Genomic DNA, 25,784 nt, shown 5'->3' with positions numbered 1-25,784 from the left:
GCTACCGCTCATTTTCGCGCATGCCATGCGCAGAGGCAAAACCCGACGCCGCTGAACGCACCGATCGATTCAGCTTGTTGGCCGGTAGGGTCCAGGATCGACGATGGGCTCGCAGCCAATCAGTTGATCGACCAGCAGTCGCGTAGCAGCTGGCGCCAGCACCAGGCCATTGCGATAGTGGCCGGCGTTGACATGCAGTCCCTCGAATCCCGGCACCGCACCGATCGTCGGCACGCCACCCGGCGAGCCAGGGCGCAGGCCTGCCCAATGGTGCTCCACCGGACACTCGGCCAAGGCGGGGATGATGGAGAGCGCGCTGGCATGCAGCGAGGCGTAAGCCTCCTCGGTCGTCCGCTTGTCGAAGCCGACCTCCTCGAGGGTCGATCCCGCCAGCACCCGGCCGTCTCCACGGGGAATCACGTAGCGCCCGTCCTTGAGAACGACCCGCTCGACCAGCCCCCGCGGCGCCTTGAACAGGATCATCTGTCCCTTGACCGGCCGAACCGCCAGTTCGACGCCGATATCTGCCAGCAGTGCTCGCGACCAGGCGCCGGCACAGACCACCGTCTGCCCGGCGCGGATCGCACCCTGCGACGTCGCAACGCCTTGGATGGCATCTCCCTCTCGAATCAATGCCGAGACCTCGACATCCTCATGCAGACTCACATTCGGCATCTGCAACAGCCGCGCCCGCAGCGCCTGGCCCAACCGCGGATTGCGAATGCTGCCGAGCGTCGGCATCCACAGAGCATCCTCGAAACCTGGCGCCGCATTGGGCTCCTTGGCATAGAGCACATCAGCATCGACACGTGCCAGCGGTTTGGCGACATCTCGGGCCCAGGCGAGCGCGTCGGCGACATCCTCGACGCGCAGGTAGAGCAGGCCCTTCTGGCGATATTCGGGATCGATACCGGTTTCCTCGAGCAGCCGCCCGGCCAGTTCGGGATAACGACCTTCGGACCAGCTGGACAATGCCGAAATCGCTTTCGAATAACGCCATGGATAGAGCGGCGAGACGATACCGCCGCCAGCCCAGGAAGCCTCGCGGCCACACGTGCCGCGCTCGACCAACGCCACCGAATGACCGGCATCGGCCAGTTGCAGTGCCGTCATCATGCCGATGACGCCTCCGCCCACGATCAAGAAATCCTGCATGCTGTCGATATCCTGATAAAAGGACGATTCTATCATTCGCCCAGAACCCGGACGCCGCAATGGTCTCTCGAGCTTCATCTCCGCAATCCCGTAATGACCGGCACTCCGCGAGACGGCGTCAACGAGGTTTCACGTTGATCGAACTGATGATCTGCGTCGTCATTCTCGGCATTCTGGCGAACTGGGCCGCGCCGGGGCTGGCGAACCTGAGCGCGCGCATGACGCTGGACAGTGAAGTGGAACGGGTATGGCAGTTGTTGCGCCGGGCAAGACAGGAAGCCGCCAGCAGTGGGCAGCCGACCTGGCTATGCGCCAGCCTCGATGGGAAACAGTGCAGCGACAAGGCGGGCTGGGGGCAGACGCTGTTGCTGTTCGTGGATACGAATGAAAGCGAAACCCTAGACGGCGACGAGCGGATCGTCACCATCAGCCAACCCGCCGGCAACCAGGTTTCCATCACCACCAATATTGCCAGTGGCCTTGGCTACACTCCGCTGGGCTTCACCCGCGGCCGCCAATCAGGCACCTTCACGCTAACCAACCCTGCCCTGACGAGTAATGGCAAGAAGATCATCGTCCACTTCGCGCGAATCCGAACCGAAGATATCAATGACAAGATCATCGATCCGGATGACGAGAGCGAGTCCAGCAGTACTAACGGCTAGGGCCAGCAATAATAACGGCTTGGATCAGCTACAGATGTCCGGGGCCGGAGAGCGATTGCCCTGACTGTCAAGGGTCAAGCTATCGCAGGGCTCATCAGCGTCGCCGTTCACACGTTTACCGGTGATGGTATAGCGCTGCCCTGAACTCTCGATATCCAGCGTCAGTTGATATTTGGCCGGTCCGCTCTCCGGCGACTGGCTGGGAGAGAGATCGACCGACGATGGCACCACCGAGTCGGCATCCGAGCCGTAGCTATACGTCTGCGAGTAGTGCCGTTCCAGCGCCAGTGCCAGCGACTGCATGGCGGCCTGAGCGTCCCGAGTCTGCGCTCGCTCGACGTAGCGTAGATAACTGGGGATCGCGATCGCCGCGAGGATGCCGACGATCACCACCGCGATCATCAGCTCGATCAGGGTAAAGCCTCGCGCTCGCGATAGGGACTGTTTCATTTTCCCCTACTCCAAAGTTCGCCAGGCCACGCGACCCATGCGTATGTTGTTCAAAGGCGTCTCGGCGATCTTTACGATCTGACCACCGGTACTCGCGCTAATTTTTTTTTCTTGCTGGCCACTTTCACTGATCGACACCTCTGGCGTGAAAATCGCGCCCTTCGTGGCCAGACCGATAGGCACGTAGCGGCTGCCTCCATCGGTATCGTTCGAGGGATCGTAGATGTCATCGTCATCGACCGTACCGTCTCCGTTCACGTCAAGCACTGGAGAGGGAAATGCCGAGCCATACCACGCATTCAGTTCGTAGAGGTAGCCGGAGTCCTCCGCACCACACATGCCATGCCCCGGGATCAATGAGGAAAAGAGGACTCGATTTCCCCGTAATAAGGGACCGTCGACGATACGCTCATCCCCTTCCAGATCCAGATACCACCCATTTTCAGGATAAGCTTCAGTGGATACGGTTTCGAGATAGCGGATAGGCGTCGAATTGCTGTCGGTATCATCCAGATGCGCGGAAAGGAATGCACGGCCATTTAGTGAGCTACGGGCCAGCGTATCTGCACGCAGGACGTTACCGAGGTCGTCGCGAATCGCGTAAAAGCTGTCGATCGTGCCGCGATCCTGAGAGGTCGGTAAGCCACTGGTTTCTTCGGCCCCGGTGCCGAAAAAGACCATCAGCCCACCGTCGGGATGATTGCCGATTTCCAGGGTGGAAGTGAGTATCTGGCGCTGACCACCGTTCTCTGCCGTAAACAGTAGATGGATTTTATCCTTCCATGTGTCGGCGTCACTCGAGGAGAGGTCAAATCGCCAGACATTCCCTTGGATGTCGGCGCCGTAGGCAAGATCCACTCGACCATTCTCATCACGATCGACCAGAGATACGGTCGTCATGCCATTGCTACCGGTATTGGCAATGGTCGGCGTCAAACGGACCACATCGGCAGCTTTCCAGCTTCCTTTGGATCCGCCATCGACATACAGGATGTAAAGGCTGGCTTTACCTGACTCGCTGAAATAACCATTCCCGAATACCACTGCATACCGGTCGTTCTCGAGGCGAACGATACTTGGCTGATTGTAGATATATCCCAGCTGCTGCTGATCACGCGCTTCGCCAAAGACGGCAACGTCGTCTTCCGGGCCGTACTCCCACAAGGCAATGTTCTCGGCATGGGCCTGGTCAAACTGCTCTGGATGAGTGACGTCCAGAGCGAACAGCCCTTTCCCCCCCGAACCGAGCCCGCTCGATAGCAGCGAGAACCACTCACCTCCACCTTTATCGCCGTGGCGTGCATCCAACACGGTTGGACTACCATCGACGTAATAACGATGCCGATAGTCAGGGTCGGCCAGTTCCGGTAGCGCAGTGAGCAGCAGCCCGGGAATATACGCCAACGTCTCCACCCCCGACAGCGCGTCAAAAGCATGTAACATGCCGTCGTTGCCGCCAACGTAAAGCATGGGCTTTCGCCCAGCCAAACCGGTTCGGAAATCGGCGTAACTGGTATCCCCTTCACCCGGCACGTAATAAGTATTCGGCTTGTTGACGAGATAAGGCTGAGAACCGATGAAGTCCCCGAGACGGGCACTTTCCTGTCCGTTGAACCACAAGCGATTGCGGAACCCACCTCCATTTCGCTGCTCGAGCTCGGTTTCGCCACGGACGTACCCGATCAAATTGCGCAGCGACGAAGTCATGTTCAGGCCCGCATCTTCAAACGCAGCAGCAGAGAAGGACATGCCCGTACCGGTATAGGGATTGCGGGTAATGATTTGACGACTAGCCGGTAACGGCAGCTTATTTCGAGCACTCCAGACTGTCGCCGTAGTGCCATCGTCTGCGATTTTGAAGCCTTGCACGTCACCCGACCAGCTATACTGATTGTTGTAGAGCGTCTGAAATAGATAGTTGTCGACATCGCCTTCATATCCCAACGTGACACCTGCACCGGTGCGGTTGGTATTGTTGAGCACCTGGTCAAGCAGTTCGCGCAATGAATCCGCGAGTTCACTAATACGGTTAACCTCGAAGTAGGCGCTAGGCGTACCGTCGTCTTCACGGTCATCATTGCCATATTTCGCTGCGTAATAAAGCGGTGGCTGAAGCTCCTGACCCGAATTACCAGAAACAAGATAGGATGCCGTAGTAGGACCATCACCATCGTTGCAGGAATCGGCACTCGGACAAAGAGAGACAGGGTATTTATTCTGGTAATTATTGATGCCCGAATGTACGTTGAACCCATCGCTCTGCTCCACCACGATCTTATCGCGTTGATCGCCAATCCCATACCGCCCGCTGGTACCACTGAGAATGTAGCCCAGACCCAATGTCAATGATGCCGCGGAACGCGTCACCTCTGTCGTTATAGAGAGCCGATCTCCTTGAAGCCGATAGTTCAGGTTGAGTTTGACATCCATGTCGTGATCGCCGCCGAACTCCGAATCCTCCCAATCGACCTTGAAGCTGCCACTGGAACCATCGTTAGCCTGCTCGACCACCTGGAAATTGACGATGGCGCATTTGCCATTAACACCGGGTGAAGTATTAGCGCATGCTGGAATCAGTGATACGTTCCGATCGTTCCCGATCGGGATTTTGACCACTGGCACATTGGACGCCAACTGCACGGCATAGGTATCGAGCGGTCGCCCGACATGATCATCACTGCTGTGAATGACTGTTTGAGTGTGTGCGAAGCGCGCCAGGCCTGCCACGTTGTAGCTTCCCTCAAGACCTGGAGCAGTGGGGCAGAGTCCGCGAGCGTCACCAAGATTACCTAACGTTTTGGCGGTACAAAATTTGTCGTTAATGGTATTTGCGCTAGCGACTGTCTGGCCAACGAAGTACGCGCCGGACAACTTCTCGTAACTGGGATTGCCGATGATGTTGGTCTGAGATTCGATCTGCGCCTTGGATATCGGTGAAGAACTCGGTTTTCCCAAGTCATCACTGTCGAACGATATCTCGCTGGCGTTGACCAGAAGCATCGAATGGGCTGCGCACCACTTGCCGTCGAGATCATTATCCCACACCGGAGAGGTTAGCCCCGGCACGTAAGCCGTCTCAACGCTTCCCGTTCCCACGGAAAAACTGTCGGTCGGCGAAGATTCGCCTGATATGTAGCGTAGCGCTTCCAGAGCAATCTCCGCCAACGGATTACCCCAGTTGGAGCAACTGCCGTTAGTGAACGAGCCTTTTCCCCAAGGGCAGTTATCACCGGAAGATGAATTATAGTTGCCATCCTGATAGCTATACTTGGCTATCCTGAATGCATCCAGATTACTAACGATCCCGGAATTATTTCGGTTAAATATTCCCGTAGCAGCATCGAACTCATTGCCAAAATTCTCGAAATTAGCGCGTAAGACGCCGCCTTGCTTGTTATTTTTATAGGAGCCCGTAAACATGCCAAACTCGATATCATTAGCATAATCGTGCAGCAGCCCCGTCGGCTTTGAATAGGCGGAATCCGGATATGAATTGCAGTTATCACTCTCGTCCGTGTTAGCGCAGACCTCGACTCGTGCCCGATACTCTTTGGAGTCGGAGGCATTCTTCTCAGGATAATCCTTCAAATTGGATCGTTCGTTCCGCCAAGGGCATTGCCATATCTCATTACCGGCCCAAAGAGGCCATCCTGATTCGCTGCCTCCCCCATCACCTGTGGCAACACGGATCAGAGGAGGATCCGTCACTGATCCCGAATAGATATTTTCCCGCGGGTGATAAGTCGTATTACAGAAAGTGACGGCTTTTGACCCATTAAACGGAGTGCTACTATTGATGACATTTTGATCGGAGATTATCTTGTTGAAGCTGTGCGAATCCATGGGGAGAAATGCACGTTCCAGAATCGTCGTCTCCGTAGAATTATCGCGGAATCGTTTGCCACCATACAAGGCCTTACGGATAATATCGATTCGAGTCATCGTGGCCCAATTGAGAAGATTTCCGCTCCACGATTTATTACCGCTACAACTGTAGCCTTTTTCTTTCCCGTTTTCTTTACCCTTATTCTTTTCGCTTCCATTCCCAGCGCCTCCGACACGCTTGAATGCCCCACCACCCAAGCTATTGTCATAATCATAGCAGCCGCGACTGTCGAAATAGCCGTAGTATTCGATATCGCTGCGGTAAGTAGAGTCGATCGTACCATCACCATCAAGATCCACCCAATCCGTATACGCCTTGTAAAACCATTGATGATCATTCGACATAACCAGCATGCTACGTGGCGACGCATCAGCCTGAGCGCTCAAAGGAGGATAATAAGGCACATTATCATCCGCTAACACCAAGCTATTCATGAGGCAGAAAACAGTCAGCACACCCCACTTTCTAATAGACATATCGTGCCTCCAGACGCTGTATGGCTCTACCGCCTGGCCCATAGCCAATGCTGAAAATACGGAAGAAATAACGCTGCTCCAGCTTTTCCTCGGATTGACCTTTAACGGCAGGATCGGCTTTCACATAGTTATCGATAAGCTCGGGGGCGATGCAGCCGATCAGATATCGTGGTGTGGGAATGAAGGTATCGCTATCATAAAGCGAAAAATCAGCCTCGGTTCCCAGGGTTTCCAGCGATTTCCAATGGGTGTCTTGCTCGAGCTCTGCCATAGTCGTAATACTGTAGCGTGCAGCGTCCTCGCTGCAGAACAGGGCCAACTCGCTGGTGTTATTGATACTGTTTTCCGCAGAGCGCTGCGCCGCTTCCGCCGCCTGGAAAGCAATCTGGCTGGCTGCTTCATTGGTCGCGAGCTGTTGTTGCATTCGCATTGCCTGGCTAACACCGAATGCCAATAGCGAAATCAGCGCCACCAGCACCAGTGTTATCAGCAGCGCCGCGCCACGCTGAGTGTCGTAACGTGTCATTGGGCGGCGTCCGGCAGGTTGCGCAGCGCTGTGGTGAGGCTGACCAACGACCTGGCCTTGCCGTCATCGAAATTCAGGGGGTTGCCCTCCCACTCGAATACCTGCTGAAAATGACTGCCGGTAGACTCGCTCGACGCCACTATCAATCTCATTTGAATGGCTCTGACCGTGCTCCAGTCATCAACTGTCGTGAGCGTCTGCCATTGATCGGAATCGTCCAGATAGCGCCATTGCAGTGCATCCACATCGTTGAGCAACGGCAGCGCATCGTGGGGTTCGCCGCTGTCGGGATAGACCTTGCAGCGTAGGGTCCGATCAGAGAGATAGAATCGCGTCATGGCGATCGAATTGGCGTCATTGCCTCCACTGCTCGGAAAGCTCGTACCATCACAGTTTACCAATGGCTGGTTGGCGAGCTCTGGCGCGCGGTATCGAATCCAGATGTCGTCGTCCTGCGAGGCAGCGACGAGCTGGGCTTTGCCGAAGTCGGGCATCTCGCCATTCGAACCATCAGAGGCGGGGAACGTTACGTCGAAATCTTCCCACCTATCGCTGTAACCGGTCATCCATAGCTGATTCTGAACCACGCTGAGGGCGAAGCGGCGGGCGTCCTGGACATCGACGTTGGCCATCGATGTTTGATAACTCTGCCGACTGGAAATCAGATAGCTGGTCACCATCATTACCAGCATCAACCCGATGGTCATGGCGACCATCAGCTCGATCAAGCTGATGCCACTTTGCGTGCGTGGTACCTTCATAACGCCGTCTCCACGAGGATGCAGCCACCGTCATCGATCTGCGCGCCATCCTGAGGGCGGCATTCGGTTGCTGGCGGGTCACTCGCCACCCGCTGCCATAGAATCGAGACGCTCGCCATGACCAGCTCATCGGTCGACCCTTCCAATTGCAGCTGGATCACGGCATTGGGCAACTGTTCACCGACCTGCGATTGCCATTTGCCGACCAGGTTGCACAACCATTGATTGGTCGCATCGCAACCGCTGAGCGCGTTACCGCTGATAGCGAGCTTTTCGGCCGCTACTGTGTCGGTTCGCAGCTGCTCGATGAGACTGCCACTCATGGCGACGGCTATCGAGCGCCAGCGTGCGTCGATTTCCTGCCGCTGCGTGAGCAACTGCAGACTCGCCACCCCCAGCAACGCAATGGCAAGAACAAGCAGCGCGATCAAGGATTCGATCAGCGTGACGCCGTGCTCACGCCTGCCAGGTCTGAGGCGCGACGCCGACAAGCGTCTGAACGATTCGGCAGCGAGACGTCGGGATTGGATGGCGGACACGCATGACCCCGCACCAGATAGGCGGCCGCGGCGGGGGCGACCGATAAGGGTTCAGCAACCCGTCGACGAATCACGACGGGTTACATTTAATTACCCTATATCGGCCAACAGCTAAGGGAATTTAGCGCGCGTTCAGCTAGCGCTGGTAATGACACGCTCGCGCAGTTCGCGAGGCATGGAGAAGGTGATGGTCTCGGCACGTCCAGACAGCTCTTCCGGGGCACTGGCGCCGAGTGCCTGCAGTTTGTCGATGACGCCTTTGACAAGCACTTCCGGCGCGCTGGCGCCCGCCGTGATACCGATGGTCTCGACGCCTTCGAGCCAGTTCGGCTCGATCTGATCGGCATCGTCGATCAGGTAGGCTGGCGTACCGATTCGTTCGGAGAGCTCTCGCAGCCGATTGGAATTGGAGCTGTTGACGCTACCGACCACCAGCACCAGTTGGGAGTCAGCTGCCAGTTCGCGCACGGCATCCTGGCGATTCTGGGTCGCGTAGCAGATATCGTCGTTGCGCGGACCCTGTATCTCGGGAAAGTGCTTGCGCAGCGCATCGATCACCTTGGCAGTGTCGTCCATCGACAATGTCGTCTGGGTGACGAACGCCAATCGTGAGGGATCGCGCACCGGTAGCTTGGCGACGTCATCTTCGTCCTCGACCAGATAGATCGAGCCGCCGTGACTATCGTCGTAACGCCCCATGGTGCCCTCGACCTCCGGATGCCCGGCGTGGCCGATCAGAACGCACTCCTGGCCGCGCTTGGCGTAGCGCAGCACTTCCATGTGTACCTTGGTCACCAGCGGGCAGGTGGCATCGAAGATCTTGAGACCGCGATTTTCGGCTTCCAGCTGCACGGCACGCGATACTCCGTGAGCGGAAAAAATCACGATGACGTCGTCGGGCACTTCGTGCAGCTCTTCGACGAAAATCGCCCCGCGCTCGCGCAGAGAATCCACCACGAAGCGGTTGTGCACGACTTCGTGACGGACATAAATGGGCGGTCCGAAGACGTCGAGCGCACGATTGACGATGTCGATGGCGCGGTCGACGCCGGCACAGAAACCGCGGGGATTGGCCAGCTTGATTTGCATGGGAACCTTTGACATGGCGACCTCGCTTGATACGCTCGAATCTGGTGGTGAAAACCGAATCTGGATTCAGTGAGTCGTCGCTGGCTTCACTGCCAGAATCTCCACCTCGAAGGTCAGGGTACGCCCTGCCAACGGATGATTGAAGTCGACCTCGACATGACGCTCGTCGACGCTGGCGATCACGCCTGGGACTTCGCCACCGGCAGCGTCGGCGAACGACATCACCGTACCCGGCTCCACCGCGTCTTCAAAGCTGTCACGGGACAGACGCTGTACGTTCTGCGGATTGTGCTGACCGAAGGCATGTTCCGGGGTGATCTCGTAGGCACCGGTATCACCTGCCGTCATTCCCTTGAGGGGCGCCTCGAAGCCCGGCGGCAGGTTGCCGTCGCCAAGCTGGAATGTAGCCGCTTGCTTGTCACGGGTCGAGTCGACCACTTCCCCGTCCTCGAGCTTGACCGTGAAATGCAGCGTGATCTCCATACCGTCGTCGATGCGATAGTCGTGATCGTCGTGGTGGCCGTTATCGCTCATGAGTCACCCTTGGTCGAAGAGGAATCAGCCGAAGTAGATTTATCAGCCGAAGTAGATTTGGCAGTCGAAGAAGGCTTGTCCCGGCTGGCGACGGGAGCGGCTTTCGGCCGGCGCGACTCGAGCAGCGACTGCAACACCAGGCCGATCGCGCCCAGCGTGATCGCAGTATCGGCGAGGTTGAATGCCGGGTAGTACCAGTCGCCCCAGTGGAACGAGAGATAGTCGACCACATAGCCGTGCGCCAGACGATCATAGAGATTGCCGATGGCACCGCCGATGACCAGCGTCAACGAGATCGCCGTCAGCGTCTCGCCACGCTTCAATCGTGATAACCAAACCGTCAGGCCGATACTGGCGCCGATGGCGATCAGCGCGAACAGCCAGCGCTGCCAGCCCGCGTGCTCGGCCAGAAAGCTGAACGCCGCCCCGGTATTGTGCAAAAGCGTCAGGTTGAAGACCGGCAGCACTTCCAACGGCCGGCCATAGTCGAGATGGGCCGTGGCCAGCGCCTTGACCCCGAGGTCGAGCACGACGACCACCAGCGATAGCCACAGCCAACGCAGCGGACGGTGCATTGGAGGTGTCCGCTCGGTGGATTGATAAGACACGGAATCAGGCAAAGCGGCGTACCTCACCCGGACCGTCCGGCAGATTGGCGATCGAGCGCGCCGACAGCGTCGGGTGGTCCGGGTTGGCGCCCACATCGGGACGACGCTCCCAACTACGTTCATCTTTCTCGTACGGGCTCATGCGAACCGCCATCTTAAGGCCATCCAGTTCGGTGGCCTTGGCCTCACCCGCCTTCTCCAGCGGCTCGAGCGTCGCCTCGGACGTGATCAACACGAAACGCAGCTCGTCCTCGAAGCGTGACAGCAGCGCATTCAGCGAGTCGTCTACATAGAGTGTCACTTCGCTATCCAGCGCGCCCTTGATGATGCCAGCGTTACGCGCATCTTCGAGCTGCTTGTTGACCGCTTGCTTGACCGCGATCACCCGCTCCCAGAACTGGCGACCCATTGCAGCGCTTCCACTCTGAGTGGCGGCCGTGTCTTCGGGCAGCGTGGCAAGCCCGTCGTAATAGGTCTCGAGGTGCACGCTCGACCCGCGCTCGCCGGGAATGTTCTCGTAGATTTCCTCGGCGGTGAACGACAGGATCGGCGCCACCCAGCGCGCGAGAGCCTCAACGATATGGTACAGCGCGGTCTGACAGCTGCGCCGAGCCAGCGAATCGGGCTGGGTGGTGTACTGGCGATCCTTGATGATATCGAGGTAGAAACCGCCCATGTCTCGTGCGCAGAAGTCGTGAACCTGCTGGTAGACATCACGGAAACGATAGTCGGCATAGGCCTTCTGAATACGCGCCTGCAAGTCGGCGGCGCGATCCACCGCCCAGCGATCCAGCGCCAGCATGTCGTCGAAAGCCACGACATCACGGGTCGGCTCGAAGCCGGCCAGATTGCCGAGCAGAAAGCGCGAGGTATTGCGAATCCGCCGATAGACGTCGGCGGTACGCTTGAGGATTTCGTCGGAGACCGCCATCTCGCCGGAATAGTCGGTGGAGGCGACCCATAGTCGCAGGATATCGGCGCCCAGCTTGTCCATCACCTGCTGTGGTGCGACCACGTTGCCCAATGACTTGGACATCTTGCGGCCTTTCTCGTCGACGGTGAAACCGTGGGTCAACAGCGACCGGTAGGGAGGATGCCCGTCGATGGCACAGCCGGTCAGCAGTGACGAGTGGAACCAGCCGCGGTGCTGATCCGAACCTTCGAGATACAGATCCGCGCACGGCCCCTGACCCAGCCCTTGGAAAACGGAGGCATGCGAACCGCGCAGCACGTGCCAGTGGGTGGTGCCGGAGTCGAACCATACATCGAGGGTATCGGTGACTTTCTCGTAATCGTCGGCCTCGTCGCCCAGCAGTTCGCTCGGCTCGAGCTTGAACCAGGCGTCGATGCCCTCCTGCTCGACGCGCTGGGCGACGGTTTCCATCAATTCGACCGTGCGCGGATGCAGCTCGCCGCTCGCCTTGTCGAGAAAGAACGGGATCGGCACGCCCCAGTTGCGCTGACGCGAGATGCACCAGTCCGGACGATTGGCGATCATCGAGTGCAGTCGCGCCTGACCCCAGGCGGGGATGAAATCGGTCGCATCGACGCCTGCCAACGCCTTGTCGCGCAACGTTTTGCCATCGGCGCCTTCGAGATCCATGCCTACGAACCACTGGGCCGTGGCACGATAGATGACCGGCGTCTTGTGACGCCAGCAGTGCATGTAGCTATGGGTGATCTTGTCGTGGGCCATCAGCGCGCCCGCCTCTTCCAGCTTGGAGACGATCTGCGGATTGGCCTTCCAGATCATCTGCCCGCCGAACAGGGGCAGATCGGCGGCATAGACACCGTTGCTCTGCACCGGATTGCGAATCTCGTCGAAACTCATGCCGTAGGCGCGGCAAGTGTAAAAGTCGTCCTCGCCATAGGCGGGCGACGAGTGGACGATGCCGGTACCGGCGCCCAGCTCGACGTAGTCGGCCAGATAGATCGGCGAGATCCTGTCGTAGCCGTCGTCCAACGCTGCCAGCGGGTGGCGAAAGGCAAGGTTCTCGAGACGCTCGCCCGGTGCGGTCGCGAGGGTCTTGCCGCTTATCCCAAAGCGTTCGAGGCTAGATTCGACCAACTCCTCGGCCAGCAGCAGCAGGCGCTCGCCGGTATCGACCAGCGCATAGGTAAACTCCGGATGGACGTTCATTGCCTGGTTGGCCGGAATGGTCCAGGGCGTGGTGGTCCAGATCACCGCAGCTGCCGGCTTGGGCAGCGAGTCGAGACCGAATGCCGCCGCAAGACCGGCATCGTCGACACTGGGGAACGCGACGTCGATGGCGTCGGACTGCTTGTCCTGATACTCGACCTCCGCTTCGGCCAGCGCCGAGCCGCAGTCGAAGCACCAGTTGACAGGTTTGAGACCCTTGAACACATAGCCGCCCTTGACCATCTCGGCCAGAGCGCGAATCTCGCCCGCTTCATTGGCGAAGTTCATGGTCAGGTAAGGGTTGCCCCAGTCCCCCTGGACGCCAAGACGCACGAAGCCTTCCTTCTGCACTTCGACCTGCGCCGCGGCATATTCACGACACAATGCTCGCGCCTCGTCGGCCGGCAGATGCTTGCCGTGAGTCGTTTCGACCTTGTGCTCGATCGGCAGGCCATGGCAATCCCAGCCAGGCACGTAGGGGGCGTCGAAACCGGCCAGATTTTTCGACCGGACGATGAAGTCCTTGAGCAGCTTGTTGACCGCATGACCGATATGAATGCTGCCGTTGGCGTACGGAGGGCCGTCGTGAAGTACGAACCGCTCCCGCCCCTGCCGGGTTTCCCGCAGCCTGGCGTAGAGATTCATGTCGTTCCACTGCGCAATTCGACCCGGCTCCCGCGCCGGCAGGTTGCCGCGCATAGGGAAGTCGGTCGATGGCAGATTCAACGTGTGCTTGTAGTCGCTCATGGATTTTCGGGTCCGCTCAAGGCTGTTTTGGCCCACTCAGGGCTGTGTCAGTCAGGCCGTTCAAGGCTATGTCGTTCGTCCGTGTCATTCGTCCGAGGCATCGGTGGATACCGGCCCCGAAGGAGCCTCAATGGTCGAGGTATCAGGCGGCAATGGTGCCGAAGCAAGGGGAAACTGCGCCTGTGGCAATGTCGCGGCACACAGACCTCCGCTATCGACGGCCTCAGCCTCGGCATCGGTCATTTCTGGCCCATGGGGCTCGGCCAGTGGGAACGTCTGCAGGGAAGCCTGCAAGAAATATTGCCGGGCACTATCGAGGTCACGGTGTATCTGGGTTACCAGCGCGCTGAAATCTTCGAACTTGGTTTCGCCACGCAGTCGTGCACAGGGCACGACGGTCAGCGGCCGACCGTACAGCTCGATTTCGCGGTCCAGCAGGTGCACTTCGAGCATCGGCCGGTCGGCGCCGACGGTGGGTCGCCAGCCGATATTGGCCACACCCGCCACCCATTCACCGTCCGGCAGACGCGTGGCGCAGGCGAACACGCCGCGCAGTGCCAGGGGCCGCGAAGTCAGCGGTATGTTGGCGGTCGGCACGCCAATGGTACGCCCCAGTTGACGATCGCGAACGACCCGCCCCTGATAGCCGTAGGGGCGGCCCAGCATGCGCGCGGCTTGAAAGAAATTGCCGCTGGCCAGCAGCGTACGCACTCGCGTGCTCGAGACGCGTTCGTCGTCGAGGGCGAAGGTGCGCGTATGATCGACGGCAAAACCCCGCTCCCGCCCCACCGCCTGCAGCAAGGTAAAATCACCCGAACGGTCGCAGCCAAAGCGGAAGTCATCGCCGACCACCAGATGCTTGACCTGCAACCCCTCGATCAACACGCGCTCAATGAATTGCCGTGCGGTCAGACTCCGCAGGGCGTCGTTGAAAGGCAGGCACAGAATGCGGTCGGCGCCGTGCGCCTTGAGCAGCGCCACCTTGTCGCGCAGGCGAGTCAGTCTGGGCGGCGCCTGATCGCCGGCGAAAAATTCTCGCGGCTGGGGCTCGAAGATCACCACCGTGACCGGCAGCCCCTCCGCCCGGGAGAGCGTGCGCAACTGTTCCAGGATGGCCCGGTGGCCAAGATGCACGCCATCGAAGTTGCCGATGGTGGCCACGCAGCCACGCAGCGTCTGCCGCTGGGTGGCATCGCTGGTGTGCGGCAAATTGTGCAAACCTCGGATCAGTTCCATAGGGTCTGTTCCCGTTTCAGCGCGAACCGCGTGGCTGCATAAAATAGAAGAGTGCCATTATAACCAAAGGGCTCGTCCCGTAACCAAAGCCCCCTGCTCCTGTCAGCCGCGCAGGCGGAAATCCCGCAACCGGATACCGCTCAGCGCCAGCCACCCAAAATAGACAACGACGCCGCCGATCACTAGCGCCGCCAGCATGCCGGCCCGGTGCAGTGCGTTCCACGTGACCCAAGTGTGCCAGTCGGGCGATAGCCACCAAAGGCCGATTCCCATCAGCAGGCAGCCACCCACGACCTGCATCGCGTAGCGCCCCCAGCCCGGCTGGAAACGGAGGACACCCTGCCGGTAAAGGCCTATTCCCAGCAGCCCGGCGTTGAGAAATGCCGACAATGCCGTGGCCAGTGCCAGCCCGGCATGGGCCAGCGGTACAATGAGCGCAAGATTCATGGCCATGTTGGCGAACATCGCGATGATGCCGATCTTGACCGGCGTCTTGGTGTCCTGCCGCGCGAAATAACCTGGCGCGAGAACCTTGATCAGCATGAACGCCAGCAGTCCCAGTGCATAGGCCCGCAGACTTCGGGAGGCCATGACCACGTCATGATCGGTCATCGCCCCGTAATGGAAAAGACTGATCAGTAGCGGCTCGGCCAGCAGAACCAACGCCAACGCCGACGGCAGGCCGATCAGCAGAACCATTCTCAGCGCCCAGTCGAGCATGCGCGCGAAGTGGTCTCGGGACTGGTCGGCATGACGCTTGGAGAGAGCCGGCAGGATCACCGTGGCGATGGCGATCCCGAAGACGCCCAGCGGCAGTTCTACCAGGCGATCGGAATAGTAGAGCCAGGAGACGCTGCCTGACGCCAGAAAAGAGGCCAGCACCGTATCCAGCAGCAGGTTGATCTGCGATACCGAGACGCCAAACAGTGCTGGCGTCATCAAACGCAAAATACGCCGCACGCCGGGATGCTTGAAGCGCGCCCGCGGGCGTGGCATCAACCCCAACCGCGCCAGGAACGGCAATTGGAACAGCAGTTGCGCCGCGCCGGCAATCAGCACGCCCCAAGCCAGTCCCAACGCCGGATCGCGCATCCAAGGGGTCAACCACAAGGCTGCGCCGATCAGGCAGACGTTGAGCAGGACCGGCGTGAAAGCGGGGATCGCAAAGCGCTCCCAGGTGTTGAGCACGCTACCGGCGAATGCCGTCAACGAGATCAACAGCAGATACGGAAACGTCAGTCGCAGCATTTCCGTCGTCAATGCCAACTTCCCCGGATCGGACTGGAAACCCGGTGCGAACAACCAGGCGAGCCAGGGCGCGGCGGCGATGGCCAGCGCCGTGATAAGCGCTAGCACCACGCTGAGACTGCCGGAGACCGCATCGAGCAGCTCGCGGACTTCTGCCCGCGTACGCTGAGTAGCGTACTCCGACAGTACCGGCACGAAGGCTTGGTTGAACGCCCCCTCGGCGAATAACCGGCGCATGAAGTTGGGGATCTTGAAAGCCACGAAGAACGCGTCGGCGCCACTGCCTGCACCCAGCAGCGCCGCGATCACCACATCCCTTGCCAGACCCAGCACGCGTGACAGAAGAGTCATCGTGCTGACGACCATGCCGGAACGCAGCAGGCCGCCACGAGAAACGGGCGTCGCCGTATCCGCCGTCATGGCGTCGGCTACCGAGTCATCCGGAAGGTTGTCTGCAGGTCCGTGCTGATCGCTCATTGAGAAGCCGTCAGAAAAAGCAGGTACAAAAAAACCGGCCGAAGCCGGTTTCTCGTCAAGCGCGTCCGGCTTAGGCAGCCAGCGCCTTGATTCGCTTGTTCAAGCGACTCTTGATGCGCGCAGCCTTCTTCTTGGACATGGCGTCCTTGTCGGCGATGCGATCGATGACCGGCTGTGCGGCCTTGAATTCGCTGTTCGCCTGAGTCTGATCGCCAGCCTGAATGGCCTTGATCACGCGCTTGATATAGGTCCGCACCATCGAACGCTGACTTGCGTTGTGCTGGCGGCGCTCTTCCGCCTGACGTGCGCGCTTACGCGCCTGCTTGGTATTCGCCACCGTCGCCTCCTTGGAGATATGGGCAGTCAATTCTGTAAGTTAAATCACCCAGGCCAGCCTCGAAACCGCTTCAGGCCAACCCTGAATGATTCGGCCGAATGTTCAATGACACCCGAAATTGAAACGTTTCGGAGCCACTTCCGACTGCGGCTTAAGCAGTCTTCAACGGGCCATGTCTGAGAGGATGCGGGAGTCTATCACAAGGCCCACGCGCGATACCAGCGCGAACTGCCCACTGGCCTTCACGCTCGGATCGCCACCGGCTCGAACTCAGATCACGACCAGATTATCGCGATGGATCAACTCCGGGGCTTCCATATAGCCCAGTATCTCGGCGATGCGCTGACTCGGCTGCCCGATCAGCTGGACCGCATCTGCACTCGAATAGTTGACCAGGCCCTTGGCAACGCGCGCGCCACGCTCGTCGACGCAAACCACCATGTCGCCACGCCGGAAAGCGCCGTGCACCTGCTTGACGCCGACCGGCAACAGGCTGGAACCCTGAGATCGCAACACTTCGACTGCACCCGGGTCCAGCGTCAGCGTGCCGCGCACCTGCAGCTGACCGGCGAGCCACCGCTTGCGCGCCGCCAGCGGTGCGTGATCGGGAGAGAGCAGCGTGCCCAGCGATTCGCCTTCGAGCAGCCGTGTCAGCACTTGAGACTGGCGCCCGCTGGCAATTGCCGTGACCGCGCCGGAACGGGCCGCGAGTCGTGCCGCGCGCAGCTTGGTCGCCATGCCGCCGCGACCCAGCACTCCACCGCCACCGGCCATGGCATCCAGCCCGGGATCGTCGGCCTGACCTTCGCCGATCAGGCGGGCCTGGGGATTTTGCCGCGGATCGGCGTCGAACAGTCCTTCCTGGTCGGTCAGGATCAGCAGCGCATCGGCCTCGAGCAGGTTGGCCACCAGCGCGCCGAGCGTGTCGTTGTCGCCGAAGCGGATCTCATCGGTGACGACGGTATCGTTCTCGTTGATCACCGGGATCACGTCGAGCTGAACCAGCGTTCGCAGCGCCGAACGCGCATTGAGATAACGTTTGCGGTTGGAGAGGTCGTCGTGTGTCAGCAGGACCTGGGCGCTACGCAGGCCGTGGCGAGCAAAATGCGTCTCGTAGCACTGCGACAGCCCGCTCTGGCCGACGGCGGCAGCAGCCTGAAGCTCATGAACGGCAGTCGGTCGTGTGTGCCATCCCAGTCGCACCATGCCCTCGGCGATCGAACCGGATGAGACCAGCACCACTTCGACCCCGCGCCGGTGCAACTCGGCCATCTGATCGACCCAGCCACCGATCGCCGACTCATCGAGCCCGCGACCGTCATTGGTCAGCAAGGCGCTACCGATCTTGACCACGACCCGCTTTGCGCCTTCGAGCACCACTCGCCCCACCTGCCGATCCGTCGTCATCCTCGCCTCCGCCAGGGAGCCAGCCGGGACATTGATCCTCCCGGCCAGTCACATTGCCAACGCGCTTCACATTGCCAACGCGCTCGATACAGCGATCAAGCCGCCGCCGTCAACGCGTGTATTCAACCTCGACATCATGATCGTCGTCATCATCGTCGCTCTCTTCGACCACCTCGCCACGTTTGACGCGCAGCCGGGTCTGATGCGCTTCCACCCGCTCCACCGACTCGGCTTCCATGCGACGACGCATCTCACGCTCGCGTTCGGCGGCCTCTTCATCCTCGTTTTCCAACTGGCGCTGCTCGGTCAGCCAGCGATGCGCCGCTTGCACCAATTCGCCGGTACCGTCGCTGGAAATCGCCGAAATCTGAAAGACGGGCCCCTGCCAATCGAGCCGCGAAACGATGTCCGTCACACGTGTCTCGCGCTCTTCCGCCGGCAACAGATCGAGCTTGTTGATCACCAGCCATCGCGGCAGTTCCGCCAGCGTGTGCGAGAACTGCTCCAGTTCCTGGGCTATCGCCTCGACGGCCGCAACCGGATCGGACTCGTCAAACGGTGCCGCATCGACGACGTGCAGCAGCAATCGCGTGCGGGTCAGGTGTTTGAGAAAGCGCAATCCGAGGCCGGCGCCATCGGAAGCGCCTTCGATCAGACCCGGCACGTCCGCCATCACGAAGTGCTCGTGGGTACCGAGCTTGACCACACCCAGGTTGGGCACCAGCGTGGTAAAGAGGTAGTTGGCGACTTTTGGCTTGGCGGCGGAAACCGCGCGAATCAACGTCGATTTACCCGCGTTGGGCATGCCCAGCAGCCCGACATCGGCCATCACCTTCATTTCCAGGCGCAGCTTACGCCGCTCGCCATCGGTACCCGAGGTAGTCCGGCGCGGCGCGCGATTGGTCGAAGACTTGAAGTGAATATTGCCCAGGCCGCGTCGCCCGCCCTGGGCGACCAGCACCACCTGCCCTTCGGCGGTGACATCGGCGATCACTTCGAGGGTCTCCTCGTCGATCACCGTAGTTCCTACCGGCACCTTGACGTGCAGGTCATCGCCGGCTCTGCCGCTCATCTGGCGCCCCTGCCCCTGATCACCACTCGCCGCCTTGTAGAAGCGCTGAAACTTGAAGTCGATCAGGGTGTTCAGCGATTCGTCGCCGATCAGGTAGACGTTGCCGCCATGGCCGCCGTCGCCGCCATCAGGGCCACCCTTAGGCACATACTTTTCACGCCGGAAGCTGAGACAACCGTTGCCGCCCCTGCCGGCTTCGACGGTGATCGAGGTTTCATCGACGAACTGCATGTCACTCTCCCGGCGGCAGGCGCCGCACGCGTGGATGCTGCAAAGCACTGTTGCAAAAGTACTGCTGCAAAAACGAAAAAGCCCCGCCTGGGCGGGGCTTTTCATACAAGGTTCGTGACGTCTCAGGCGGAGACTACACTCACGAACTTGCGGTTCTTCGGGCCTTTCTGTTCGAACTTGATGACGCCGTCATTCAGTGCAAACAGGGTATGGTCCTTGCCGATACCCACACCGGTTCCCGCATGGAAACGGGTGCCGCGCTGGCGAACGATGATGTTGCCGGCGATCGCCTTCTGTCCACCGTACAGCTTGACACCAAGACGTTTGGATTCGGAATCGCGACCGTTACGAGTACTACCGGCAGCCTTCTTATGAGCCATGGAGAAACCCTCTCTCTGGGGGAATGTTCCGCTTAAACGGAGATTCCGGTGATCTTGACTTCAGTGAACCACTGACGGTGGCCCTGACGCTTCATGTGATGCTTCCGGCGGCGGAACTTGATGATCTGCACCTTGTCACCACGACCGTGGGAAACGATTTCGGCAGCCACCTTGGCACCGCCGACCAGCGGCGCGCCGACTGTGATGTCGTCGCCATCGGCAACCAGCAGAACCTGGTCGAATTCCAGGGTATCGCCGGTGGGCACTTCCAGCTTCTCGAGCTTGAGTGTCTGACCTTCCTGCACGCGGTACTGCTTACCGCCGCTCTTGATAATAGCGTACATAACATTCTCCGGGAGCTCTTAGAGCCAAAGCTCAAATCGAGCCAAAGCTTATCGGTCCACGCTCATCGAGACAGAACGCTCTTTCATCGACCTGCGGCGAGTGGTGCCCCTTCCGGCAACCATCTGACAGGGAGCATGATGAGTTGGGCGGCGGATTATAACGACTACGTCGAGTCCAGGCAAGCATTCGCCGCCTGGTCTTCATCGACGGCCAACGCCGCGGCGGGCAACGCTCAGCGCTCGCCGGCTCTCGTCGGTTGACGCACCTGTGGGCGCCACCTAGCATACCCCCTCACATCGCCTCTCTCGGTCACCGGCTGTCAGCCCGCGACCGGCGTCGAGCGGCCCCACCCGCTTCATTGACAAGTCGCCCATGCAATCCAACGCTGCATCCATCCATGCATCGGTGGCTGAGGACTTCGCCGCCGTCAATCGCACGATCCTCGATCAACTGGCGTCGCGAATCCCTCTGGTCGAAGCCATCGGTCAGTACATCATCGAAAGCGGTGGCAAACGGCTACGCCCGTTACTGGTGCTGCTGGCTGCGCGTGCACTCGACTATTCCGGCGACAGGCACATCACCCTGGCAACGCTGATCGAGTTCATGCATACCTCCACGCTATTGCATGACGACGTTGTCGACGAATCCAGCCGCCGCCGAGGCAAGGCCACCGCCAATGATACCTGGGGCAACGCGCCGTCGGTGCTGGTTGGCGACTTTCTCTACTCGCGCTCTTTCCAGATGATGGTCGAGGTCGGTTCGATGCGAATCATGCAGGTGCTCTCCGGCGCCACCTGCGTCATTGCCGAGGGCGAAGTCCAGCAGTTGACCAACATCGGCAACGCCGACATCGCGGAATCGGACTATTTCGACACCATCCAGGGCAAGACCGCGATGCTGTTCGAGGCGGCGTCGCACAGCGGCGCGATCCTCGCCGAGGCCACCGCCGAGCAGGAACAGGCGCTACAGCTCTACGGCCGCTATCTGGGCCTTGCCTTTCAACTGATCGATGATCTGCTCGATTATCAGGGCGATGCCGAAACCATGGGCAAGAACGTCGGCGACGATCTCGCCGAGGGCAAGCCGACGCTGCCGCTGATCCATGCCATGCGCCGTGGGTCCGCCGAGCAGTCCGCCCTGATTCGTCAGGCGATCACCGATGGCGGCCTCGAACGGCTGGACGACGTGCTAGCTATCGTGCGGGAGACCGGCGCGCTCGAGTATACCCAGCAACGTGCCGAAGAGATGGCCGAGAAGGCCCGCAGCCAACTGCAGGTTCTGGCGCCGAGCCCCTACCGCGACAGCATGGAGACGCTGACGCGGGTGGCGGTGGAGCGCGACGTTTAAAAGGCGTGAGATCGGGCTTGCACCGCGCCCTTTGATGAGTATAATTCACCCCCGTCGAGCCGGCCCGAATGGCAACGGATCGATGATCAGATCGGAATATAGCTCAGCTTGGTAGAGCGCTGCCTTCGGGAGGCAGAGGTCGTAGGTTCGAATCCTGCTATTCCGACCACCGTATTCTAAAACGCCCGCTCAGGCTCTGCCTGGCGGGCGTTTTTCATGCTCGGGCCCAGCCGGTCGATTCGATTGGCGCGCGCTTTATGGCGATCCTTTTGGCGTCGCATCGCCCATCGTGACGCGTTCAGGGTAAACCCCAGTCACACTTAAGATTAATGGCAATGCCGGGCGCTTTCCCTAGAATCAAGACAGGCGACCTTCTTGGTATCGAGACAGGCATACCTTATCCAGAATAAAAGCAGGTCAGACTAGGATAAAAACAGGCTCAGGGTTGAAAACAGACGCGTCCTCCAGATCGATCCAGATGCACGCTGCTTAAAATAGACGATATCACTCTGAAAGCAGTCAGCATCGCTCACGGAAACAACGCCTACCGGCACGAACGATTGCCCTGAACGCCCACCGAGGACCGCCTCCTCAGGAGAACAACCATGTCGACATGGCCTCGCTCGCTCCCCGCCGCGTTCACTATCGCGCTCTTTGTCACTTTCAGCACCGCCAGCGCCCAGGATGACAAAGCGGCGGCGCCGCCATGGTCGGCAAAAGCCGTCGAAACGACTCAGGCCCAATGTCACGCCAACATGACCGCCAGCGGCATCGAAGGTCCCAAGGTCGAACGCTACTGCGAATGCGTGACGACAGCCCTGCAGGCTCGTTTCACCGCTGAAGAAGTCCGCAAGATGAAGCGAGAATACGACCCCGGTGATGGTGAAGACAGCCGCCCACCGGAGCTGGACAAGACTCTCGACCAGTGCTCGGCGGTGCTGGAGTCCCAATAAGATTCAGCAATCTCGCGCGCCGAACATACCGTTCGACATCCAGCTCCGGACTCTCGACGTCCTCGTCAACGAGCCATCCCGTCGAGACGACGCCATGATATGCATGTGTGCTCTCCGCACGACATACCGACACGATGCGCCAACGAGGCATGCGCTGGCAGCCTCCCCCGCCACTGATGCCGAGGATCCGGGTTCATGAACAATTCCATCCAACACGCCAGCCGGCATCGCGAGCGTCGCCATCGCCTTCCCGTTCGTCTGTGGCACTGGATCAATCTCTGGTGCCTGATCGTGCTGCTGATGAGCTGCTTGCAGATCTTCAATGCGCATCCGGCACTTTACTGGGGTAGCACCTCGAATTTCGATGATCCATGGCTGGAAATGTATGCCATCCGGGGCGCGGACGGCGATATACAGGGTCAGACGGCGCTGGGCCCATGGACTTTCGATACCACCGGCATACTGGGCTACTCCGGCAGCGGCGATCACGCCAGCGTACGAGGGTTCCCCGACTGGATCACTCTCCCGAGCTATCAGTTCCTGACCATGGGCCGACTATGGCATTTCTTCTTCGCCTGGCTGTTCGTCGGCGCTGGCGCGCTGTTCGTGCTGTACGCGCTTTTCAGCGGACACCTGAAGCGCGATCTGTGGCTGCCGGCTTCCCAGTGGCGCGGCCTGGGTCGCGATATTCTCGATCATCTGCGCCTGCGCTTTCATGCCACACGTATCGGCTACAACGGCCTCCAGAAGCTTAGCTATCTGGGGGTGCTGTTCGTGGCTCTGCCCCTGATGATTCTGACTGGCCTATGCATGTCGCCCACGTTCAACGCTGCTGCGCCCTGGCTACTCGACCTCTTCGGCGGTCGTCAGAGCGCGCGCTCGATTCACTTCATCGTCGCCGGCTTACTGGTGCTGTTCGTGATCGTTCATCTTTTGATGGTGTTGCTGAGCGGGCCTTTTCGTCAGGTTCGCGACATGCTCACCGGGGGCAGGCGCAACGTGACGCCCGTCGATAACGAAGGGAGCACACATCATGAAGGGAAATGACGCCTCATCCCGTATCTTCGGTCGGGGCCGTAGACGCTTTCTGCAACGCACGGCGCTGGGCGTGGCGACGCTGGGGCTGGCCGGTTGCGATCGTCTGTCCCAGAACGAACAGGTCGTGAAAACGCTGGGTCTCGCGGAGCGACTCAACTTGCGAGTCCAGCGTTTCCTGGCCGGCGAACGTGGCTTGGCACCGGAGTATCCGGCGTCGATGATCGACAGGCATTTCCGCCCCAACGGCTCCACCGATCCGCAGGCGTCACGCTATCGTCAGCTAGCCGCCTCTCAGTTCCGTGAATGGCGTCTGGAAATCGGCGGACTGGTCGACGAGCCCTTGTCGTTGTCGCTCGCCGAGCTGCAGACAATGCCGTCCAGAACCCAGATCACCCGCCATGATTGCGTCGAAGGCTGGAGCGCCATCGGCCAGTGGCGCGGCCCGGTATTGGCCGATCTGCTCGAGCGTGCCGGGGTGCGGCCGGAGGCACGCTATGTGGTGTTTCACTGCATGGATCAGCTCGGCGGCGAAGACTATTACTATGAGAGCCTGGATCTTAGCGAAGCGCGTCACCCGCAGACGATCCTGGCCTACTCACTCAACGATGAACCGCTACCGATCGCCAACGGCGCACCGCTGCGGCTTCGCGCAGAGCGCCAACTGGGCTACAAGATGGCGAAATATCTCTCCGGCATCACGCTGGTCACCGCTTTCGACGACATCGGCGGCGGCAAGGGCGGCTACTGGGAGGACCGCGGCTACACCTGGTATGCAGGAATATAGCCAACGCCCGCTACTGGCATCACCGATAGGCTTGACAATTTTCCACGATGAACTGAACTCAAACGGTCGGGGCTCTCAGAAAACTTAATCTTTATATCAGCCCCATACACGCCAGGAGCCGCATTCTCATGCCAATCACGCCTAATGCCATTCGCACGCTTCGCCAAGCGCTACTCGGCCTCACCATCGGGTGTCTCGCGACTAGCGCCCTGGCAGCTCAGGACATGCCCAAGAACCTGCGCGGCACCATCACCGAAGTCAGCGACGACGGCTTCACGGTCGAATCGACGACCGACGGTAGTAGCCATCGGGTAACGATCGGAGACAACACCCGGCTTGCAGCCGTCAGCGAGAGTAGCCTAGACGAGATCGAGAAAGGGACTTTCATCGGCACAGCCAACGTGCCCGGCGAAGATGGGCAGCCCGCCAAAGCATTGGAAATGGTGATCTTCCCGGACTCCATGAAAGGAACCGGCGAAGGGGATTATCCGTGGGACATGCCGCGCGGCGCCACCCAAGGTGGCTCTGGGGGTGAAAAACTCGGCGGTAGCGGTAGTGGCTCGACCATGACCAACGGCACCGTCAGTTCTACCGATGCCAGCGACGCTAAAAGTGATACCGGCGGCAAGATGGGCGGAGCTTCCAGCGGCTCGACCATGACTAACGGCACCGTGGATAACGCCGCCGACGAGGACGGCATGATGACGCTGACCGTCGATTACGGCGATGGCAGCAAGCAAATTCGAGTACCCAGCGACGTGCCCACCGTGAAGGTCAGCAAGGGTTCGAAGGATGATCTCGAGGAAGGCGCGGCAGTCTTCGTCGCCGGCGACCTCACGCAAGATCCGATCCAGGCCAAGGCGGTAATCGTGGGTCGTGACGGCACCGTACCGCCAATGTAAACGTCGACCACTCCGGTATCACCGCCGACCGGCATGTCTCAAACGTCGTCATGCGCCTCGCGCTGACGACGTTTCTTGTTGCGTCGATAGCGTCGCATCAGCGCCAGGAAAGCGGCCGTGGCCAGCATCGCGGCGAGCGTCGCGCCCTGCCATGGCCTGGCGTCGTCGCCCAGCACGGTCTCCAACGTGATGATCAGGATAAATCCCGCCGCCTGACTGGCAATCGCGACTCGGCGCAGATTATCTCCTCCACTCGCCCCCGCCATATGCTCTCCTCAAAGGCTCCGCTGCCCGGTTCCTGCCAACCACAGGGCCCGCCTTTCGTCAGCGCCCTGCTCCATGCCAACCGCCAGCCCTGCTCTCCGACTGCATCGCCGAGCGCGCGACTGGTCGTCCGTAGCTCTCTCGCGGTCTTCCGTACCTCTCTCGCTGGCGCAGTGTAACGCCGATC

At 60.0% G+C, this 25,784-nt stretch carries 24 protein-coding genes and 1 tRNA gene; 7 read left to right on the top strand and 18 right to left on the bottom strand.

The features are described from left to right. Positions 1-69: 69 nt before the first annotated feature. Positions 70-1,155, bottom strand: coding sequence for a glycine oxidase ThiO (gene thiO / locus DOM27_RS00470; RefSeq protein ID WP_110654121.1), 1,086 nt, complete (start codon positions 1,153-1,155; stop codon positions 70-72). 59 nt (positions 1,156-1,214) lie between these two features. On the opposite strand from thiO, the gene DOM27_RS00465 reads away from it, so the two are divergent. Next, on the top strand, positions 1,215-1,820 hold the full coding sequence (locus DOM27_RS00465) for a GspH/FimT family pseudopilin (RefSeq protein WP_110654110.1): 606 nt from the start codon (positions 1,215-1,217) through the stop codon (positions 1,818-1,820). A 24-nt stretch (positions 1,821-1,844) separates the two neighbouring features. On the opposite strand, the gene DOM27_RS00460 is transcribed toward DOM27_RS00465, so the two are convergent. From DOM27_RS00460 to rplU, 16 genes are all read right to left on the bottom strand, one after another. Then, positions 1,845-2,270, bottom strand: a complete 426-nt coding sequence (locus DOM27_RS00460) for a type IV pilin protein (protein WP_110654120.1) — start codon at positions 2,268-2,270, stop codon at positions 1,845-1,847. 6 nt (positions 2,271-2,276) lie between these two features. Then, positions 2,277-6,632, bottom strand: a complete 4,356-nt coding sequence (locus DOM27_RS00455; RefSeq protein WP_157956679.1) for a pilus assembly protein — start codon at positions 6,630-6,632, stop codon at positions 2,277-2,279. Next, complete coding sequence (locus DOM27_RS00450) at positions 6,622-7,158, bottom strand: pilus assembly PilX family protein (protein WP_110654108.1); 537 nt, start codon at positions 7,156-7,158, stop codon at positions 6,622-6,624. Before DOM27_RS00450 ends, DOM27_RS00455 begins: the two co-directional genes overlap by 11 nt. After that, positions 7,155-7,919 (bottom strand): PilW family protein, encoded by a 765-nt coding sequence (locus tag DOM27_RS00445; RefSeq protein WP_110654107.1) that lies wholly within the window; start codon positions 7,917-7,919, stop codon positions 7,155-7,157. Before DOM27_RS00445 ends, DOM27_RS00450 begins: the two co-directional genes overlap by 4 nt. After that, complete coding sequence (locus tag DOM27_RS00440; protein ID WP_157956678.1) at positions 7,916-8,458, bottom strand: type IV pilus modification PilV family protein; 543 nt, start codon at positions 8,456-8,458, stop codon at positions 7,916-7,918. The genes DOM27_RS00445 and DOM27_RS00440 overlap by 4 nt, the downstream gene beginning before the upstream one ends. Before the next feature lie 132 nt (positions 8,459-8,590). Next, the gene (gene ispH / locus DOM27_RS00435) at positions 8,591-9,562 is read right to left on the bottom strand and encodes a 4-hydroxy-3-methylbut-2-enyl diphosphate reductase (protein WP_110654105.1); all 972 of its coding nucleotides are present in this window, start codon (positions 9,560-9,562) and stop codon (positions 8,591-8,593) included. A 51-nt stretch (positions 9,563-9,613) separates the two neighbouring features. Then, positions 9,614-10,081, bottom strand: a complete 468-nt coding sequence (gene fkpB, locus DOM27_RS00430; RefSeq protein ID WP_110654104.1) for an FKBP-type peptidyl-prolyl cis-trans isomerase — start codon at positions 10,079-10,081, stop codon at positions 9,614-9,616. Beyond that, positions 10,078-10,656 (bottom strand): signal peptidase II, encoded by a 579-nt coding sequence (lspA, locus tag DOM27_RS00425; protein ID WP_110654103.1) that lies wholly within the window; start codon positions 10,654-10,656, stop codon positions 10,078-10,080. The genes fkpB and lspA overlap by 4 nt, the downstream gene beginning before the upstream one ends. 37 nt (positions 10,657-10,693) lie before the next feature. Further along, positions 10,694-13,576: an isoleucine--tRNA ligase gene (gene ileS / locus DOM27_RS00420; RefSeq protein ID WP_110654102.1), complete on the bottom strand. Its 2,883-nt coding sequence runs from the start codon at positions 13,574-13,576 to the stop codon at positions 10,694-10,696. A gap of 84 nt (positions 13,577-13,660) precedes the next feature. Next, a complete protein-coding gene (ribF, locus tag DOM27_RS00415; RefSeq protein WP_110654101.1) occupies positions 13,661-14,812 on the bottom strand; it encodes a bifunctional riboflavin kinase/FAD synthetase in 1,152 nt (383 codons plus the stop codon). Between the two features lie 102 nt (positions 14,813-14,914). After that, positions 14,915-16,480, bottom strand: coding sequence for a murein biosynthesis integral membrane protein MurJ (gene murJ / locus DOM27_RS00410; protein WP_110654119.1), 1,566 nt, complete (start codon positions 16,478-16,480; stop codon positions 14,915-14,917). Between the two features lie 127 nt (positions 16,481-16,607). Then, positions 16,608-16,874 carry a 30S ribosomal protein S20 gene (rpsT, locus tag DOM27_RS00405; protein WP_075561351.1) on the bottom strand — a complete coding sequence of 89 codons (267 nt, stop codon included), beginning with the start codon at positions 16,872-16,874 and terminating at the stop codon, positions 16,608-16,610. Between the two features lie 270 nt (positions 16,875-17,144). Beyond that, positions 17,145-18,281 carry a glutamate 5-kinase gene (gene proB / locus DOM27_RS00400; protein WP_110654100.1) on the bottom strand — a complete coding sequence of 379 codons (1,137 nt, stop codon included), beginning with the start codon at positions 18,279-18,281 and terminating at the stop codon, positions 17,145-17,147. 109 nt (positions 18,282-18,390) lie between these two features. Next, the gene (gene obgE, locus DOM27_RS00395; protein ID WP_110654099.1) at positions 18,391-19,584 is read right to left on the bottom strand and encodes a GTPase ObgE; all 1,194 of its coding nucleotides are present in this window, start codon (positions 19,582-19,584) and stop codon (positions 18,391-18,393) included. A gap of 122 nt (positions 19,585-19,706) precedes the next feature. Further along, positions 19,707-19,964 carry a 50S ribosomal protein L27 gene (gene rpmA, locus DOM27_RS00390; RefSeq protein WP_075561348.1) on the bottom strand — a complete coding sequence of 86 codons (258 nt, stop codon included), beginning with the start codon at positions 19,962-19,964 and terminating at the stop codon, positions 19,707-19,709. A gap of 32 nt (positions 19,965-19,996) precedes the next feature. Continuing rightward, positions 19,997-20,308 carry a 50S ribosomal protein L21 gene (rplU, locus tag DOM27_RS00385; protein ID WP_110654098.1) on the bottom strand — a complete coding sequence of 104 codons (312 nt, stop codon included), beginning with the start codon at positions 20,306-20,308 and terminating at the stop codon, positions 19,997-19,999. A 373-nt stretch (positions 20,309-20,681) separates the two neighbouring features. On the opposite strand from rplU, the gene ispB reads away from it, so the two are divergent. The 6 genes from ispB to DOM27_RS00355 all read left to right on the top strand — a co-directional run bounded on the left by ispB (position 20,682) and on the right by DOM27_RS00355 (position 25,333). Further along, entirely contained in the window at positions 20,682-21,656 is a 975-nt protein-coding gene (ispB, locus tag DOM27_RS00380; RefSeq protein ID WP_110654097.1) for an octaprenyl diphosphate synthase, read from the top strand. Positions 21,657-21,748: 92 nt separating this feature from the next. After that, a tRNA-Pro gene (locus DOM27_RS00375) sits at positions 21,749-21,825 on the top strand. A gap of 436 nt (positions 21,826-22,261) precedes the next feature. Next, positions 22,262-22,609 (top strand): hypothetical protein, encoded by a 348-nt coding sequence (locus DOM27_RS00370; RefSeq protein WP_110654096.1) that lies wholly within the window; start codon positions 22,262-22,264, stop codon positions 22,607-22,609. A 195-nt stretch (positions 22,610-22,804) separates the two neighbouring features. Next, on the top strand, positions 22,805-23,656 hold the full coding sequence (locus tag DOM27_RS00365) for a cytochrome b/b6 domain-containing protein (RefSeq protein WP_110654095.1): 852 nt from the start codon (positions 22,805-22,807) through the stop codon (positions 23,654-23,656). After that, entirely contained in the window at positions 23,643-24,431 is a 789-nt protein-coding gene (locus tag DOM27_RS00360) for a molybdopterin-binding protein (protein ID WP_110654094.1), read from the top strand. Before DOM27_RS00365 ends, DOM27_RS00360 begins: the two co-directional genes overlap by 14 nt. 128 nt (positions 24,432-24,559) lie before the next feature. Continuing rightward, positions 24,560-25,333: a metal ABC transporter permease gene (locus DOM27_RS00355; protein ID WP_110654093.1), complete on the top strand. Its 774-nt coding sequence runs from the start codon at positions 24,560-24,562 to the stop codon at positions 25,331-25,333. A 38-nt stretch (positions 25,334-25,371) separates the two neighbouring features. On the opposite strand, the gene DOM27_RS00350 is transcribed toward DOM27_RS00355, so the two are convergent. Next, complete coding sequence (locus DOM27_RS00350; RefSeq protein ID WP_110654092.1) at positions 25,372-25,599, bottom strand: hypothetical protein; 228 nt, start codon at positions 25,597-25,599, stop codon at positions 25,372-25,374. Positions 25,600-25,784: the final 185 nt, after the last annotated feature.

The sequence above is a fragment of the Salinicola halimionae genome (assembly GCF_003206065.1).
Classification (GTDB): domain Bacteria; phylum Pseudomonadota; class Gammaproteobacteria; order Pseudomonadales; family Halomonadaceae; genus Salinicola; species Salinicola halimionae.
Note: the sequence above shows the minus strand (reverse complement) of the source record. Positions and strands in the feature narration are given on the sequence as shown.

What these genes read in the sequence shown, in the direction of transcription:
- lspA (WP_110654103.1), bottom strand. Translation starts at nt 10,656, where the DNA reads ATGCACCGTCCGCTGCGTTGGCTGTGGCTATCGCTGGTGGTCGTCGTG.
- DOM27_RS00455 (WP_157956679.1), bottom strand. Translation starts at nt 6,632, where the DNA reads ATGTCTATTAGAAAGTGGGGTGTGCTGACTGTTTTCTGCCTCATGAAT.
- DOM27_RS00370 (WP_110654096.1), top strand. Translation starts at nt 22,262, where the DNA reads ATGTCGACATGGCCTCGCTCGCTCCCCGCCGCGTTCACTATCGCGCTC.
- ispH (WP_110654105.1), bottom strand. Translation starts at nt 9,562, where the DNA reads ATGTCAAAGGTTCCCATGCAAATCAAGCTGGCCAATCCCCGCGGTTTC.
- DOM27_RS00465 (WP_110654110.1), top strand. Translation starts at nt 1,215, where the DNA reads ATGGTCTCTCGAGCTTCATCTCCGCAATCCCGTAATGACCGGCACTCC.
- DOM27_RS00450 (WP_110654108.1), bottom strand. Translation starts at nt 7,158, where the DNA reads ATGACACGTTACGACACTCAGCGTGGCGCGGCGCTGCTGATAACACTG.
- rplU (WP_110654098.1), bottom strand. Translation starts at nt 20,308, where the DNA reads ATGTACGCTATTATCAAGAGCGGCGGTAAGCAGTACCGCGTGCAGGAA.
- obgE (WP_110654099.1), bottom strand. Translation starts at nt 19,584, where the DNA reads ATGCAGTTCGTCGATGAAACCTCGATCACCGTCGAAGCCGGCAGGGGC.
- murJ (WP_110654119.1), bottom strand. Translation starts at nt 16,480, where the DNA reads ATGACGGCGGATACGGCGACGCCCGTTTCTCGTGGCGGCCTGCTGCGT.
- thiO (WP_110654121.1), bottom strand. Translation starts at nt 1,155, where the DNA reads ATGCAGGATTTCTTGATCGTGGGCGGAGGCGTCATCGGCATGATGACG.
- ribF (WP_110654101.1), bottom strand. Translation starts at nt 14,812, where the DNA reads ATGGAACTGATCCGAGGTTTGCACAATTTGCCGCACACCAGCGATGCC.
- ileS (WP_110654102.1), bottom strand. Translation starts at nt 13,576, where the DNA reads ATGAGCGACTACAAGCACACGTTGAATCTGCCATCGACCGACTTCCCT.
- DOM27_RS00355 (WP_110654093.1), top strand. Translation starts at nt 24,560, where the DNA reads ATGCCAATCACGCCTAATGCCATTCGCACGCTTCGCCAAGCGCTACTC.
- DOM27_RS00365 (WP_110654095.1), top strand. Translation starts at nt 22,805, where the DNA reads ATGAACAATTCCATCCAACACGCCAGCCGGCATCGCGAGCGTCGCCAT.
- proB (WP_110654100.1), bottom strand. Translation starts at nt 18,281, where the DNA reads ATGACGACGGATCGGCAGGTGGGGCGAGTGGTGCTCGAAGGCGCAAAG.
- DOM27_RS00350 (WP_110654092.1), bottom strand. Translation starts at nt 25,599, where the DNA reads ATGGCGGGGGCGAGTGGAGGAGATAATCTGCGCCGAGTCGCGATTGCC.
- DOM27_RS00360 (WP_110654094.1), top strand. Translation starts at nt 23,643, where the DNA reads ATGAAGGGAAATGACGCCTCATCCCGTATCTTCGGTCGGGGCCGTAGA.
- rpmA (WP_075561348.1), bottom strand. Translation starts at nt 19,964, where the DNA reads ATGGCTCATAAGAAGGCTGCCGGTAGTACTCGTAACGGTCGCGATTCC.
- DOM27_RS00460 (WP_110654120.1), bottom strand. Translation starts at nt 2,270, where the DNA reads ATGAAACAGTCCCTATCGCGAGCGCGAGGCTTTACCCTGATCGAGCTG.
- DOM27_RS00445 (WP_110654107.1), bottom strand. Translation starts at nt 7,919, where the DNA reads ATGAAGGTACCACGCACGCAAAGTGGCATCAGCTTGATCGAGCTGATG.
- fkpB (WP_110654104.1), bottom strand. Translation starts at nt 10,081, where the DNA reads ATGAGCGATAACGGCCACCACGACGATCACGACTATCGCATCGACGAC.
- ispB (WP_110654097.1), top strand. Translation starts at nt 20,682, where the DNA reads ATGCAATCCAACGCTGCATCCATCCATGCATCGGTGGCTGAGGACTTC.